This is a genomic window from Pseudomonas sp. GW821-FHT03E01 (genome assembly GCF_059420765.1).
The window spans coordinates 136,079-149,797 of sequence record NZ_JBWKUI010000001.1; the positions used below are offsets into that span (position 1 = coordinate 136,079).

The following is a 13,719-nucleotide window of genomic DNA, read 5'->3' on the forward strand; positions in this document are numbered from 1 at the left end:
ATGGCACAGACACAGGCGACAAAGGTTGAACATCTGCTGGAGCTGGAAAATATTGGCTTGTCGTTCAAGGGCGTCAAGGCGGTGACCGACATCAGCTTTGCCGTGGCCGCCGGCGAGATTTGCGCCTTGATCGGCCCCAATGGCGCGGGTAAAAGCTCACTGCTGAATGTGATCAACGGCGTGTACCAGGCCCAGCAGGGGCGCATCCGCTTTGCCGGAGAAGGGCGCCGGCGCATGAGCCCGCATGATGCGGCGGTGCGCGGCATTGCCCGCACCTTTCAGAACATCGCCTTGTTCAAAGGCATGAGTGTGCTCGACAACGTGCTCACCGGACGCACCCTCAAGCGTCGCAGCAGCTGGATCGAGCAGGCTCTGCGCATCGGCCGCGCCGCTGGCGAGGACGACCGCCAACGTGAGGCCGCCGAGCGGATAATCGACTTTCTGCACATCCAGCCCTGGCGCGACACCCTTGTCGGCAAGCTGCCCTATGGCTTGCAGAAACGGGTGGAACTCGCCCGTGCCCTGGCCGCCGAACCGCGTTTGCTGTTGCTGGACGAACCGATGGCCGGGATGAACGCCGAAGAGAAGCAGCAGATGAGCCGCTTCATCGTCGACATCAACCGTGAGTTGGGCACTACGGTGGTGTTGATCGAGCACGACATCGGCGTGGTCATGGGCATTTGCGATCACGTGGTGGTGCTCGACTACGGCCGCAAGATCGGCGACGGCCCACCCGAAGAAGTGCGACAAAACCCCGAGGTGATCGCCGCCTACCTCGGCACGCGCCACTAACCCCTGGGTCGATAGCGCCGCCAGCCGCCAGCCGCCTGGTGGCCAGGAACCCTTTGCCCGCAAAACAGGAAGGCCCATGGAATTTTTCTTAGAGGTGTTGATCGGTGGGCTGCTGGCCGGGGTGATGTACGCCCTGGTGGCCATCGGTTTTGTCCTGATCTACAAGGCCTCCGGCGTCTTCAACTTCGCCCAAGGGGCGATGGTACTGTTTTCGGCGCTGACCTTTGTCAGCCTGTTGGAACGCGGCGTGCCGTTCTGGCTGGCGTTTGTCATTAGCCTGGCGGCGATGGTGCTGCTGGCGTTGGCGGTGGAGCGGGTGGTATTGCGTCCGCTGGTCAACCGCTCGCCAATCACCTTGTTCATGGCCACCCTCGGCTTGTCCTACGTGATCGAAGGGGGCGCCCAGGCGCTGTGGGGCGCCCAGGTGCATGGCCTGGAACTGGGCATCAGTGACGAGCCACTGGAACTGGGCGGCATGCTGTTGTCGCAGTTCGACATTTTTGCCGCCGTGACCGCTGCGCTGCTGGTGTTGGCGCTGTCGCTGCTGTTCAACAAGACCCGTATCGGTTTGTCGTTGCGTGCCGTGGCCGATGACCCGCTGGCGGCGTTGGCCATGGGCATCCGCCTCCAACGGGTGTGGGTGCTGGTGTGGGCGGTGGCCGGGTTTGTCGGTCTGGTGGCCGGCCTGCTCTGGGGCGCGCGGCTGGGGGTGCAGTTTTCGCTGTCGCTGGTGGTACTCAAGGCATTGCCGGTGCTGATCATCGGCGGTTTTACCTCGATCAGTGGGGCGATTGTCGGCGGCTTGATCGTCGGCGCCTCGGAGAAGCTGGCCGAGGTGTACCTGGGCCCCGTCATCGGCGGCGGTATCGAGAACTGGTTTCCCTATGTGCTGGCGTTGCTGTTCCTGCTGGTGCGGCCGGCCGGGCTATTTGGTGACCGCGCGATCGAGCGGGTTTAAGGAGAGGCGTGATGTTTTATCAGGAAGCTGGTCAGTTCAGTACTCGCTATGCCCAGGACCGCCGGGTGTTTCGCCTGCGGCAGGACCGTTACGGCTTGGTTGCCTTGCTGCTGTTGGCCTTTGTAGGTGTGCCGTATCTGGGTAACGACTATTGGTTCAGCGCCATTCTGATTCCGTTTCTGGTGCTATCACTGGCCGGGCTGGGGCTGAACCTGCTGACCGGCTATGCCGGGCAGTTGTCGCTGGGCTCGGCGGCCTTCATGGCTGTGGGCGCCTTTGCCACTTACAACGTTGAACTGCGGGTGCCGGGCTCGCCGTTATTGCTCAGCATGGCCCTGGGCGGGGGAGTGGCAGCGCTGGTGGCGGTGCTGTTCGGCCTGCCGAGCCTGCGGATCAAGGGCTTCTATCTGCTGGTGTCGACCCTGGCGGCACAGTTCTTTGTGACCTGGGCGCTGACCCGCTTCAGCTGGTTCTCCAATAACAGCGCCTCGGGGGTGATCAGTGCACCGCGCCTGGAGATACTCGGGGTGGATTTGAACTCACCGGTGGGCCGTTATCTGCTGACGTTGGGGGTGGTGGTGGCGTTGTTCTGGCTGGGCAAGAACCTGGTGCGCAGTGAACTGGGACGCAACTGGATGGCCGTGCGTGACATGGACACGGCCGCTGCAGTGATGGGCATTGCGTTGCTCAAGACCAAGCTGCTGGCGTTTGCGATCAGCGGCTTCTTTCTCGGGGTGGCCGGAGCGCTGTGGGCCTTCACTTACCTGGGCACCGTGGAGCCCCACGGTTTCGATCTGAATCGGTCCTTCCAGATCCTGTTCATCATCATTATCGGTGGCCTGGGCAGCATCCTCGGCAACTTCCTGGGCGCGGCGTTCATTGTGCTGTTTCCGGTGCTGCTGTCGAACCTGGTGGCCTTGTTGCCGGCGGGGCTGATCGATGCCGGGCAGATAGAAAACCTGCAGAAGATGGCATTTGGCGCCCTGATCATTGTGTTCCTGGTCAAGGAGCCGGAGGGCCTGGCGCGCCTCTGGCAGAAGTTCCGCGAGCGCGCTCGGTTGTGGCCCCTGCGCTACTGAGCAAACCGGCGCAGGCATGGACTGCGCTTCGATCCTCCTGCGGCAAACGTGCGATTGAATCATTGATAAGGAAAATACCGATGTTGAAACGATCTCTACTCAGTAGCCTCGCCCTGGCCGTCAGCCTGAGCGTTGCCACATTGACTGCGCAGGCGGATAACGAACAGTACTTCCCGCTGCAGAGCTATCGGGTCGGTCCTTATGCCGCCGGTGGTACCGGGTTTTTTGGTGGTTTTATCGACTACCTCAAGTACGTCAATGCCAATGGCGGGGTCAACGGCGTCAAGCTGACCTGGAGCGAGTGCGAAACCGAATACGTGGTCGAGAAGGGCGTGGAGTGCTACGAGCGTCTGAAAAAAGGTCTCAATGGTGCGCCGGCTGCCGCCACTAACCCGCTGTCGGTGGGAATCGCCTATGCCACCCTGGAGCGCTCGACCGCGGACAAACTGCCGCTGATCACCATCAACCACGGCCGCACCGACTCCACTGACGGCAGCGTTTTCCCCTATGTCTTCCCGTTGCAGCTGAACCCGTACTCCGAAGTCTCGGCGATCATCAACTACATCGGCCAGCAGGCCGGGGGGCTGGACCAGCTCAAGGGCAAGAAGATAGTCACCCTGTATCATGGCTCGCCCTACGGCAAGGAAACCAATGAGGTGTTGCAGACCCTGGCCGACAAGTACGGGTTCAAGCTGACCCTGCTGGAAGTGCCCCATCCGGGTAACGAACAGCAGTCGCAATGGCTCAACATTCGCCGGGAAAAACCCGACTGGGTGATTCTGCGAGGCTGGGGCGTGATGAACCCGGTGGCGTTGAAAACCGCGCAGAAAGTCGGCTTCCCGGCGGATCACATCATCGGCAACATCTGGAGTAACTCCGAGGACGATGCCGCACCGGCCGGTGCCGCCGCCAAAGGCTTTATCGCGATCACCACGCACCCCACGGGCACCGATTTCCCGGTCCTGCAAGGCATCCAGCAGCAGGTGGTGGCCAGGGGCAATGGTGACCTGGCCGATCCGAAACGCTTCGGCACCGTGTATTACAACCTCGGTGTGGTGAACGGCATTCTCAATGTCGAAGCGGTGCGCATTGCCCAGGAGAAATTCGGCAAGCAACCGCTCACCGGCGAGCAGGTGCGCTGGGGCTTCGAGCACCTCAAACTGGACGATGCCCGCCTCAAGGAGCTGGGTGCACTGGGCTTGGTGCAACCATTGCAGCTGTCGTGCTCGGACCATGAAGGAGGCGGTGCAGTGCGCTTCCAGCAGTGGGATGGCAGCCAGTGGAAACTGATCAGTGACTGGGTGCAGGCCGACCGTGCCTTGCTCAGGCCGATCATCGAAGCCTCGTCGCACCAGTACGCCAAGGAAAAAGGCATCACACCGCGCGATTGCAGCCAGGACAGCTGAGATGTGAATCGGGTCGGGGAGGCGTCCCCAATGCTTTTCCGTTAAGGCAATGTCTGCTCAATACACATCCCGTGGCGAGGGAGCAAGTCACTCGCCACACGTCACTTGTTTCAAGCTTTTATTAATTGAACAGCATGGGGATAGGCGTATGAATCAAGTACCGATCTTGCGGATCGACGCGATTGAAGTCCTGTACGAACAGGCCATCCTCGCGGTGTGCGGGGTATCGCTGGCGGTGCCGCAAGGGCAGATCGTGGTGTTGCTGGGGGCCAACGGTGCCGGCAAGAGCACCACCTTGAAGGCCGCCTCCAATCTGGTGCGCGCCGAGCGGGGCGAGGTAGTGCAGGGGCGGATCCTCTATCGAGGCGAGGATGTCACCCGTAGCACGCCCCATAGCCTGGTGGCCAGTGGCCTGGTGCAGGTACTGGAAGGCCGGCATTGCTTTGCCCAACTGACAGTGGAAGAAAACTTGCTGACGGGTGCCTTTGCGCGTCAGGTGTCCCGCGGGCAACTGAAGGCCGATCTTGAGCGTATCTACAGCCAGTTTCCGCGCCTCAAGCTGCGGCGCAAAAGCCTGGCCGGCTACACCTCCGGCGGTGAACAGCAGATGGTTGCGCTCGGGCGGGCGCTGATGGCCCGGCCGCAGCTGGTATTGCTGGACGAACCTTCGATGGGCCTGGCACCGCAGATCGTCGAGGAGATCTTCGAGATCATCCAGCAGCTCAATCAGCGCAACGGCGTGAGCTTCCTGATTGCCGAGCAGAACATCAACCTGGCCCTGCGTTACGCCCAGTACGGCTACGTGCTGGAAAGCGGCCGGGTTGTCAGCGAAGGCACGACCGGGCAGTTGGCCGCGCGCAGTGATATTCAGGACTTCTACCTGGGGGGCGGGACAGCGGGTAAAGGAGCTGCTGCTTGACCGCCACCAGTCAGATCGACAGGTTGACCACTTTGACCGTCTGGGCGTCCTGTACCGGGCGGCGTTTGTTCACCACCAGTTCACCGACCTTGATCAGCATCGCGCGGGTGATGTTGCGACTCAGCCCCAGCAAGCTGGCGGTGTGCACCTGGTTGTAGTGGCAGAAGCGATAGGCCGCGCGCAACAGCGCTTCCTCGACCCGCTCGTGGAGGGCGCCGCTTTCTTCCTCGAACAGCTTCTTGAAGGCTTGCTGCAACAGGGCGTCGGCACTGTCGTCCTGGACGGTATTGCTGGCGTCCAGGCGTTCGATACGCAGGTTGGACAGGTGCAAGTCCTGGACGCGGATCAGATTGTTACGGCAGATCAGTAAGGTGTGGTGAATGACGTTTTCCAGCTCGCGAATATTGCCCGGCCATGAGTAATTCACCAGCTTCTGTTCGGCTTCGGTATCCAGCACCACTTCGCCATAGCCCAGCCGACGACTGTACTCGGCGATGAAGTGGCGGATCAGCGGCAGGATGTCGCCCGGTCGCTCGCGCAGCGGGCTGAGTTCCAGGCTGACCACGTTTAGCCGGTAATAGAGGTCTTCGCGAAAGTGCCCGGCGTTGATGGCTTTTTCCAGCTGCACGTTGGTCGCAGCCAGCACCCGTACATCGATTGGGATGCTTTTGCGTGAACCCAGGCGAACCACTTCACGCTCCTGCAGCACCCGCAGCAACTTGACCTGGATTGGCATCGGCAAGTCGCCGATTTCGTCGAGGAACAGCGTGCCGCCGTTGGCTTCCTCGAACCAGCCGGCTTTGGCGCTCAGGGCGCCGGTGAAGGCGCCTTTTTCGTGGCCGAACAGTTCGGCCTCCACCAAACTTTCGGAAAACGCGCCGCAGTTGACCGCGATAAACGGTTTGTTGCGACGAGCGCTGAGGTTGTGCAGGTGACGGGCCACCAGCTCCTTGCCGGTCCCGGTTTCGCCGATGATCAACACGCTGGCATCACTGGGCGCAACCTGTTGCAGGTGCGCCAGCAGCGCCTGTGATTTCGGGTCTTCGAAGACTTGCGCGGTGGCGCGTATGGAGGTGGCCAAGGCTGGTGAGGGCGGCAGCGTGAGTAGTTGCATGGTCGGGCCTATGAGTAAAAGGACGGAGTGGGCAGCGCCGTGTTGAGCGCCCAGTCACCCAGTTCATGGAGCTTGTAGTCCACGGGGTCGTGCAGGGTCTGGGTGCGCAGGTTGCGCCAGTGACGATCAAGGCGCAGCGCGGCATGGGTGGCGCGGGCGCCGGTCACTTCAAACAGGCTGCTGGTCAGGTCCAGGCCGGTGCGGGTGGCGGCGACCTTGGCGGTGGCAATGGCCAGGGCCAGTTGGCCACGTTCCTCGGCGGCGAGCTGGTGCTCCTTGCTCCAGGCTTGGTCGAGCAGGGCGTTGGCTCGTTCAGTGAGCAGGCGCACGCTTTCCAGCCCGACCCAGAATTCGCCGTAATGGCGCAGGACATAGGGGTCCTGATTGGCCTGGCTGACGTTGGCCTTGAACCAGGGGCGCGTTTCCTTGAGGGTGTAATCGCGGGCCTCTTCGAACGCGCCCTCGGCAATGCCGAGGAAGATATTGACGAAGGTCAGTTGGGCGATCAGCGGGCGCAGGCAGGCAAAGGGCGTGCTCAGCGGGCCGGGATCGAGCAGCAGCTCATTCTCTTCCACGCGCACCCGTTCGAAGGTGGCGCTGCCGCTGTCGGTCTGCCGTTGGCCGATGTTGTCCCAGTCGCCGTGCAAGGTGATGCCGGTGCGGTGGCTGGGAATGGCGGCGATCAACAGCTTGCCGCTGGTGGATTCATCCAGCGCCGAGGCAATCAGCATTTCCGAATCGGCGGAGCCGGAGCAGAAACTCTTGCGCCCGGAAAACTCGCGATAGCCGGCAAACTTTTTCGACAGGGTGCGGGTGTCCAGCGGGTTAAGGGCATTACCCCAGAACCAGTTGTTGCGCGCGGTCTGTTCGAACCAGGGCTGCCACTGTTCGGGCCGGGAAAACAGCCGCACCGTGGCCAGCATCAAGTGCTGGAAGCCGAACACGTGGGCGATCGAGCTGTCGATCCTGGCGAATTCGCGCACCACTTCAAGGGTGTCGCTCCAGCTGGCGCCAAGGCCACCGTATTGCTGGTCAATTTTCATCGCCAGCAGACCGCTACGGCGCAACTCGTCGCGCTCGGCTTTCGGCGTGCCGCCCAGATGGTCGCGTTCGGCGGCGGTTCGGGAAAACTCGGCGGCGAGCGTCCGAGCGATCTGCAGCGGGGTTTCAAGTTTGGATGTATGGATAGCGGTCACAGGCTGTTCCTCAGGCTGTTTTCCGCAGGTCGGCGGCATTGGCGGTGAACAGCGGAGCGGCCCGTTCGACTGCCAGGCGGATGCGTGTTTTCAGCGCTTCGCTGCTGATCTTGTAATTCGTGAAATCGGCCTCCGAGGCATACACGCCCAGGGGTAGGGTCACCGACTGGAAGAAGCTGAACAGCGGGCGCAACTGGTGATCGATTACCAGCGCATGCCGGTCGCTGCCACCGGTGGCGGCCAGCAACACCGGGGTATCGATCAATGCGTCCTGGCCAATCAGGTCGAACAGGTGCTTGAACTGGCCCGGGTAGGCACCACGGTAGACCGGTGCGGCCACCACCAACAGGTCCGCCGACTCAATCGCATTCAACTCGTACTCAACAGTTTCCGGCAGCTCCCGACGGGATATGGCGCTGCCCAGCGGGCGGACAATGTCACCCAGCTCGATGATGCGGCTTTCGATTGGCAGGTACTGGCTCAGCTCAGCAACGATGGCTTGGACCAGTACCAGGGTGCGCGACGGACGATAGGTTCCACCGGAAACGGCGACGACTTTAAGTGGAGTGCTCATGGGGTCTGTTCCTGTTCGAGTTGCGGGATGTGCAGCCATCAGAGCAAGAGTTGTTCCATGGTTAAAAGAGCTATGAAAAACAATAAGTTAGTCTGTTGCTTGGTCTCGACTGCTGTTGTCTGGGCAGCTAACTGTTGAGCGACTGTTGCGTGAGCAGCAATGGCGCTGCTGTTTGTCGGGCAACACTGTGGCATCCATGAATTGAATGTAAGTGATCTAAAAAACATCTAATAAATACTTTTTGGTTATTAGCTTAAGACTTTGTCGGGCTGTCAGCGCCAGGGGAGCAGCTTTTGGCTGGCTTTAGCCGGCCGAAATCAGTGGGTAATGCTTCTCGGATCGGCCAAGTGTTGCTCAGACAATAGCGGTTCAACATCGCTGTTGGGTGGGCAACAGTGGGTGGACCAAAGCGCACGGCATTCACCTTCCACCGTCGCCGCTCAGGTGGTTGTGTACGCTGCCTGCAGGCCCGCGACGCAGGGTTTCAGGGCTTCTGGTATGGCTCTTGCTCAGGCACCTGACTCTCCAGCAACAGTGCTGATCAGGGCGCCACAGAGTGCTCGTTTCCTATATCTGCCGGCCGATGTGCCGTGCGCCTTGTGATCCAGCCCTGTATCACTCCCTGAGGCCCGTACCATGAATTTGGATATTTTCTGGTTTCTCCCCACCTCCGGTGACACCCGCTACCTGGGTAAGTCCGAGTCCGGCCGCCCGGCCACCAACCAGTACATGCGGCAGATTGCTGTGGCTGCGGAAAGCCTTGGCTACGACGGCCTGTTGATTCCCACCGGCAGCAGTTGTCTTGATCCCTGGGTCACCGCCGCCAGCCTGGTACCAGTGACCAGCCGGATTAAATTGTTGGTGGCCTTGCGCACGTCAATCAGCAGCCCGACCGTAACGGCACGTCAGGCTGCCAGCCTCGACCAGGCCCTGGGTGGGCGCCTGCTGCTCAACGTGGTCCCCGGTGGCGATGCGGCCGAGTTGGCCGCCGAGGGCGTATACCTCAAGCACGATGAGCGCTATGAGGCCGCCGATGAGTTCCTCACCGTCTGGCGTCGGGTATTGCAGGGTGAAACGGTCGACTTCGAGGGCAAGCACATCCATGTGAAGCGGGCGCAGAATTTCTTCCCGCCGGTGCAGAAGCCCTATCCGCCGCTGTACTTCGGTGGCTCTTCGCCGGCCGCCCACGAGCTGGCGGCCAAACACGTGGACACCTACCTGACCTGGGGCGAGCCACCGGCCGCGGTGGCCGAGAAGATCGGCGATGTACGTGCCCGCGCCGCGAAGCACGGCCGCACAGTGCGTTTTGGCGTACGTCTGCACGTGATCGTGCGTGAAACCAACGAGCAAGCCTGGGCCGCTGCCAACGAACTGATCCAGTACCTGGACGACGAGACCATCGCCCAGGCCCAGGCCAACTACGCGACCATGGACTCCGAAGGCCAGCGCCGCATGGCTGCGCTGCACGGTGGCTGTCGCGATCAGCTGGAAGTCAGTCCCAACCTGTGGGCCGGTGTCGGCCTGGTGCGCGGCGGTGCCGGTACTGCCTTGGTCGGTGACCCGCAGACCGTCGCCGCCCGGCTGCAGGAATACGTCGACCTTGGCGTCGACAGCTTCGTGCTCTCAGGTTATCCGCACCTGGAAGAGGCCTACCGCTTCGCCGAACTGGTGTTCCCGTCGTTGCCCGGTAAACAGGCGGTGACCGTCAATGAGGTGCTCACGGGCGGAGCCTTCGATGTGCGAGCCAAGACCAAACAAGAGGAAACCGCGGTATGAAAGTGATCGACATGCGCTGCCGGCCGGCCTATCTGCACGATTTCTTTGGCGCCAACCCGGGCTCGGCGGGCTACGCCACCGCGCGCTGGCTGAATCGCCGCGTCGGAGCTCGCGGCAGCGACGAGCATTTTGCCCGCTCGCTGACGCCAGAGGGTTTTATTGCCGAAGTCCGAGAAGCCGGTTTGAGCCAGGCGGTGGTGGTGGGGCGACACACCCCTGGGCAACACCTGCCGAATGATTTCATCCACGAAATCACCCATCCCCATCAGGAGCTGCTGGGTATCGCCGGGGTTGACCCGACGCTGCAGGGTATCGATGGCGCTATTGCCGAAATCGACCGGGTGATTGATCAACTCGGTCTGGTCGGTATCGGCCTGGAGCCGGGTTTCGCCGTGCCGGCACGGCATCCGGATGACCCGCTGTACTTTCCCCTCTACGAACACTTGTCGCGCCGTGGCATTGCGCTGTTCCTGATGAGCGGACCGACCACGCCGGATCCGGCCTTCAACGACCCTGGCCGCCTGGCAGCGGTGGCACGAGCGTTTCCCGAACTGAAAATAGTCTGTTACCACGGCTACTGGCCGAACGTGGCGCAACTGCTGGGCGTAGCTTTTCGCTATGAAAACATCTTCGCCGTGCCAGACATGTACCTGTTCCTGCCGGGCAGCGAGGCCTTTGTCGCAGCAGCCAATGGCTTTCTGGGCGACCAACTGTTGTTTGGCTCGTCCTACCCGTTCCGGCCGATCCGCCAGTCGATCGAGGATTTTCAGGCGCTGGGGTTCAAGGATCAGGTGCTGGATAAGTTGCTTTATGGGAATGCGGCGCGGTTGTTAGGGTTGAGGAGGTAGCCTTGAATCGACGCCTGCCGTTTCGACGGACGCCCAATCGGGCTATAGAAGTCGGCGAGGTAATGGCGCGGGTCGCCCAGCAGCGCGTTGACGCCGACGGCAATTGGCTGTGTCAAACCGATGGAAAGATCCAGGACAAGGCGCCTTGAGCGATAAGCTGTTGGCGAGCCTCCCATTGGCGCAACAGCCTGTCGCGGCAGGCCAGGCGCTCGTTCACTTCGGCGACTTCCAGGCTCAGTGCGCGCACCTCGTCTTTCTGCATCCGACGCTCTTGCAGCAATTGCTCGACGCTGGTCAGGATGCGTCGCAACAACGGGTTGTTCGACGACAACGGCGTGCTCGCCTGGTCAGGCTGGTCCAGTCTGTCGGCGAGCGGAGCCAATACCCAGTGGGTTGTCCGGCTGAAAAAAACATGGAGCACCTCTACCTGAGTGAAGTGATGTCAGCCGCCAGGGGCTGCGGGGGACGTACCGACAACGACTGCGAATCAAACACTGTCGCCCCCGGCAGGGCTTGCCAGGCCAGTGGGCCGGCGGCGATATCCCGGGTACTGAGCAGGCAGTGGTCAAGCTCGCGCTGTAAAACCTCGGTGTCGAGGCCCTGGCCGATGAACACCAATTCCTGGCGACAATCACCGACCACGTTGTCCCACTTGGCCATGATGCTCTGGAGCCGGTATTCATCCCGTGGCCATTGCGACGGTTCGATAAAGTTCCACCAGTGGCCGACATAGTCCCACTGGAACTGCCCGCCGCTCTGCACCAGCATGCCGGTTTCCAGGTGCCGGCTGGCGAGCCAGAAATAGCCTTTGCTGCGCAACAGCCGTCCGTTGCGCCAGGGGCGCTGGAGAAAGTCGAGCAAGCGCTGTGGGTGAAAGGGTGTCCGCTCACGGTAGACCCAGGATGTCACACCGTAGGTGTCCGCTTCGGAGGCTGGCGCGTCGGTCGCCTCCATTTTCCTCATCCAGCCCGGCGACGCGGCAAGGCTGGGTAAATCAAACAGATGGGTGCCGAGGATGCTCGACAGCGCGACTTGACCGTGGGTCATCGGCAGGATCTGCGCGCCGGGGTTCAGGCCGGCGAAAATGGCGTGCAGTGCCTGGTAACCGGCGTCATCGATCAGGTCCAGTTTGTTGACGAGAATAACGTTGGCGTACTCCACCTGCTCGATCAGAAGGTCGGCCAGATGGCGCTCCGGCGCGTCTTCCATGGCATCCGCACGGGCCACGGTATCCGGCGACTCGAGCAGCGCCTGAAACTGGCTGCCATCGACCACCGTCACCAAGGTGTCCAGGCGTGCCAGTTCGCTGAGGCTGAAGCCTTCGGTGTCAAGGAAGGCGAACGTCTCCGCCACCGGCATCGGCTCGGAGATCCCGGTGGATTCAATGAGCAGGTAGTCGAAACGCTGCTGACGTGCCAGATCACTGATCTGCTCCAGCAAATCGGCGCGCAGTGTGCAGCAAATACAGCCGTTGCTCATCTCGATTAACTCATCGCGACCACGGTGCAGCGACACGTCGCGCTGCACCGCTTCGGCATCGATGTTGACTTCGCTCATATCGTTGACGATGACCGCGACTCTCAGGCCTTCGCGATTGCGCAGGATATGGTTCAGCAGGGTGGTTTTGCCGGCACCGAGGAAGCCCGAAAGGACCGTCACCGGCAGTCGGCCCGCCTGGGCGCCGTCAATCATGCGTTCACCGCTTTTGCGCTGGGCGCCTTGTCGAGGTAGCTTTCAAAAAGATCGACCACCACGAAACCATCGTCCGCCGCGTCGCCCCAAAGGTCTTTCACACGAAATTCGACGTGGTAGGTCGGCTGATGCGCCGCGCTCACATCGCCATGGCCGATGGCATCCGGGAAGGGCCACTGTTCTGACGTGCGGTGCAGGATCACGCCTTCCTTGCCGCGTACGTAGGCCGGCATGCGGATATGCCCGGCCACATATTCGTCGCGAACGACCACCCGATCGCCCACCTCGAAGGGGGGCCGACCGGTGATCGCCTGGCGACCGCCCGCGTGGGCGGGGTTCGCCAGCTTGAAGTGAGAGCCTAGGGCCTCATCAAGTTCTGCCTGGGTAATCACGCCTGTTTCTACCAGCAGGGTCGCGGTGGCGATGATGTAGCGCTCGTAGTATTGCGTGCCGACATGTTGGCGAACATCCAGGCGTTCGACGGCGTGGCGCACTTCGTCGACGCTGAATTTTTTCAGGTGATCGACGCCGATGAACATCAAGCTGTAGGCCAGGTGTTCCCAGTCCTGCTTGAACACCTGTTTGTAGCTCAGGCTATTGATGGTGTGCTGGACTTTGCCAAAGCCTTGAAAACCGCCGAGATCGTGAAAGCCATCCATTGTGAATACCTCTGAAAAGTGAAAGAAACCCAGCGCCCTGGCTACGCTACCTGCGGCAGCGCCACGCCGATCAGGACGTCCTTGGTGATCAGGGCCCGAAGGGCCTCTTCATCCATGCCCTCACTGCCCTCGGGTCGTACCGGCAGCACCAGATAGCGGCTTTCGGCACTGGTGTCCCACACTTTGATGGTGGCTCCCTCTGGCAGCTCGGTGCCCAGTTCCCGCAGAACGGTGTGCCCTTCGCGGACCAGGCGGGCACGGAATTCGAAGCCCTTGTACCACTCCGGCGGCAGGCCGAGGACGGGCCAGTTGGTGCAGGAGCACAGGCTGCAGACGATCACGTTTTTCAGCGTGGGGGTGTCTTCCAGGGCGACGATGTATTCACCTTGTGGGCCGGTATAGCCGAATTGCGCGCAGGCAGCGGTACCGTCCTTGAGCAGCAGTTCACGAAACTGCGGGTCGACCCAGGCCTTGGCCACCACTCGAGCGCCATTCTCCGGGCTCCAGTCGTGGGCCATGAGTTGGGTCAGCTGTTCGATATAGCCGTCGGGAATCAGCTCCTTTTGCTTGAGCACCTGGAATAGGGCGCGGGCTCGCTCGCCTGGGGTCGAGGTGGTTTTTTCATCGGTGTTCATCAGTTAACTCCTCATCGTTGAGCGTTTAAGCAGCGCCTGGGGTGTTTGTTTTTGTGCGCTGCGCGGGGACC

14 protein-coding genes are annotated in these 13,719 nt (G+C 61.5%); 7 read left to right on the forward strand and 7 right to left on the reverse strand.

The features are described from left to right. The 5 genes from AC07VO_RS00720 (at position 1) to AC07VO_RS00740 (ending at position 5,154) form a co-directional block, all read left to right on the forward strand. Positions 1-792: an ABC transporter ATP-binding protein gene (locus tag AC07VO_RS00720; RefSeq protein WP_018929022.1), complete on the forward strand. Its 792-nt coding sequence runs from the start codon at positions 1-3 to the stop codon at positions 790-792. A gap of 76 nt (positions 793-868) precedes the next feature. Next, positions 869-1,750 (forward strand): branched-chain amino acid ABC transporter permease, encoded by an 882-nt coding sequence (locus AC07VO_RS00725; RefSeq protein ID WP_064617653.1) that lies wholly within the window; start codon positions 869-871, stop codon positions 1,748-1,750. An 11-nt stretch (positions 1,751-1,761) separates the two neighbouring features. Beyond that, positions 1,762-2,829, forward strand: coding sequence for a branched-chain amino acid ABC transporter permease (locus AC07VO_RS00730; RefSeq protein ID WP_064617655.1), 1,068 nt, complete (start codon positions 1,762-1,764; stop codon positions 2,827-2,829). Between the two features lie 80 nt (positions 2,830-2,909). Further along, the gene (locus AC07VO_RS00735) at positions 2,910-4,235 is read left to right on the forward strand and encodes an ABC transporter substrate-binding protein (RefSeq protein WP_018929025.1); all 1,326 of its coding nucleotides are present in this window, start codon (positions 2,910-2,912) and stop codon (positions 4,233-4,235) included. 148 nt (positions 4,236-4,383) lie between these two features. After that, the gene (locus AC07VO_RS00740; RefSeq protein WP_192350384.1) at positions 4,384-5,154 is read left to right on the forward strand and encodes an ABC transporter ATP-binding protein; all 771 of its coding nucleotides are present in this window, start codon (positions 4,384-4,386) and stop codon (positions 5,152-5,154) included. Between the two features lie 10 nt (positions 5,155-5,164). Here the strand turns inward: AC07VO_RS00740 and AC07VO_RS00745 are convergent, their stop codons facing one another. Genes AC07VO_RS00745 through msuE form a run of 3 tightly spaced genes read right to left on the reverse strand, consistent with a single transcriptional unit; the run spans position 5,165 to position 8,038 of the window. Next, positions 5,165-6,268 carry a sigma-54 interaction domain-containing protein gene (locus AC07VO_RS00745; RefSeq protein WP_018929027.1) on the reverse strand — a complete coding sequence of 368 codons (1,104 nt, stop codon included), beginning with the start codon at positions 6,266-6,268 and terminating at the stop codon, positions 5,165-5,167. An 8-nt stretch (positions 6,269-6,276) separates the two neighbouring features. Further along, on the reverse strand, positions 6,277-7,464 hold the full coding sequence (locus AC07VO_RS00750; RefSeq protein ID WP_018929028.1) for an acyl-CoA dehydrogenase family protein: 1,188 nt from the start codon (positions 7,462-7,464) through the stop codon (positions 6,277-6,279). Between the two features lie 10 nt (positions 7,465-7,474). Further along, a complete protein-coding gene (msuE, locus tag AC07VO_RS00755; RefSeq protein WP_192350385.1) occupies positions 7,475-8,038 on the reverse strand; it encodes an FMN reductase in 564 nt (187 codons plus the stop codon). A 636-nt stretch (positions 8,039-8,674) separates the two neighbouring features. Between msuE and ssuD the strand changes: the two genes are divergently transcribed. Together ssuD and AC07VO_RS00765 are read left to right on the forward strand one after the other, a co-directional pair. Beyond that, a complete protein-coding gene (gene ssuD, locus AC07VO_RS00760; RefSeq protein WP_018929030.1) occupies positions 8,675-9,814 on the forward strand; it encodes an FMNH2-dependent alkanesulfonate monooxygenase in 1,140 nt (379 codons plus the stop codon). After that, positions 9,811-10,662, forward strand: a complete 852-nt coding sequence (locus tag AC07VO_RS00765) for an amidohydrolase family protein (protein WP_111453241.1) — start codon at positions 9,811-9,813, stop codon at positions 10,660-10,662. Before ssuD ends, AC07VO_RS00765 begins: the two co-directional genes overlap by 4 nt. Before the next feature lie 112 nt (positions 10,663-10,774). Here the strand turns inward: AC07VO_RS00765 and AC07VO_RS00770 are convergent, their stop codons facing one another. The 4 genes from AC07VO_RS00770 to nthA are packed head-to-tail and all read right to left on the reverse strand — an operon-like array spanning position 10,775 to position 13,648. Next, complete coding sequence (locus tag AC07VO_RS00770; protein WP_310391992.1) at positions 10,775-11,044, reverse strand: hypothetical protein; 270 nt, start codon at positions 11,042-11,044, stop codon at positions 10,775-10,777. Positions 11,045-11,085: 41 nt separating this feature from the next. Next, positions 11,086-12,354, reverse strand: coding sequence for a GTP-binding protein (locus tag AC07VO_RS00775; RefSeq protein ID WP_192350387.1), 1,269 nt, complete (start codon positions 12,352-12,354; stop codon positions 11,086-11,088). Then, positions 12,351-13,013, reverse strand: a complete 663-nt coding sequence (gene nthB, locus AC07VO_RS00780) for a nitrile hydratase subunit beta (RefSeq protein WP_111453243.1) — start codon at positions 13,011-13,013, stop codon at positions 12,351-12,353. The genes AC07VO_RS00775 and nthB overlap by 4 nt, the downstream gene beginning before the upstream one ends. Before the next feature lie 41 nt (positions 13,014-13,054). Continuing rightward, positions 13,055-13,648 carry a nitrile hydratase subunit alpha gene (nthA, locus tag AC07VO_RS00785; RefSeq protein ID WP_192350389.1) on the reverse strand — a complete coding sequence of 198 codons (594 nt, stop codon included), beginning with the start codon at positions 13,646-13,648 and terminating at the stop codon, positions 13,055-13,057. Positions 13,649-13,719: the final 71 nt, after the last annotated feature.

Excerpts from the sequence above, each read along its gene's own strand:
- AC07VO_RS00730 (WP_064617655.1), top strand. The coding sequence starts at position 1,762 with ATGTTTTATCAGGAAGCTGGTCAGTTCAGTACTCGCTATGCCCAGGAC.
- nthA (WP_192350389.1), bottom strand. The coding sequence starts at position 13,648 with ATGAACACCGATGAAAAAACCACCTCGACCCCAGGCGAGCGAGCCCGC.
- AC07VO_RS00720 (WP_018929022.1), top strand. The coding sequence starts at position 1 with ATGGCACAGACACAGGCGACAAAGGTTGAACATCTGCTGGAGCTGGAA.
- ssuD (WP_018929030.1), top strand. The coding sequence starts at position 8,675 with ATGAATTTGGATATTTTCTGGTTTCTCCCCACCTCCGGTGACACCCGC.
- msuE (WP_192350385.1), bottom strand. The coding sequence starts at position 8,038 with ATGAGCACTCCACTTAAAGTCGTCGCCGTTTCCGGTGGAACCTATCGT.
- AC07VO_RS00740 (WP_192350384.1), top strand. The coding sequence starts at position 4,384 with ATGAATCAAGTACCGATCTTGCGGATCGACGCGATTGAAGTCCTGTAC.
- AC07VO_RS00735 (WP_018929025.1), top strand. The coding sequence starts at position 2,910 with ATGTTGAAACGATCTCTACTCAGTAGCCTCGCCCTGGCCGTCAGCCTG.
- AC07VO_RS00725 (WP_064617653.1), top strand. The coding sequence starts at position 869 with ATGGAATTTTTCTTAGAGGTGTTGATCGGTGGGCTGCTGGCCGGGGTG.
- AC07VO_RS00745 (WP_018929027.1), bottom strand. The coding sequence starts at position 6,268 with ATGCAACTACTCACGCTGCCGCCCTCACCAGCCTTGGCCACCTCCATA.
- AC07VO_RS00765 (WP_111453241.1), top strand. The coding sequence starts at position 9,811 with ATGAAAGTGATCGACATGCGCTGCCGGCCGGCCTATCTGCACGATTTC.
- nthB (WP_111453243.1), bottom strand. The coding sequence starts at position 13,013 with ATGGATGGCTTTCACGATCTCGGCGGTTTTCAAGGCTTTGGCAAAGTC.
- AC07VO_RS00775 (WP_192350387.1), bottom strand. The coding sequence starts at position 12,354 with ATGATTGACGGCGCCCAGGCGGGCCGACTGCCGGTGACGGTCCTTTCG.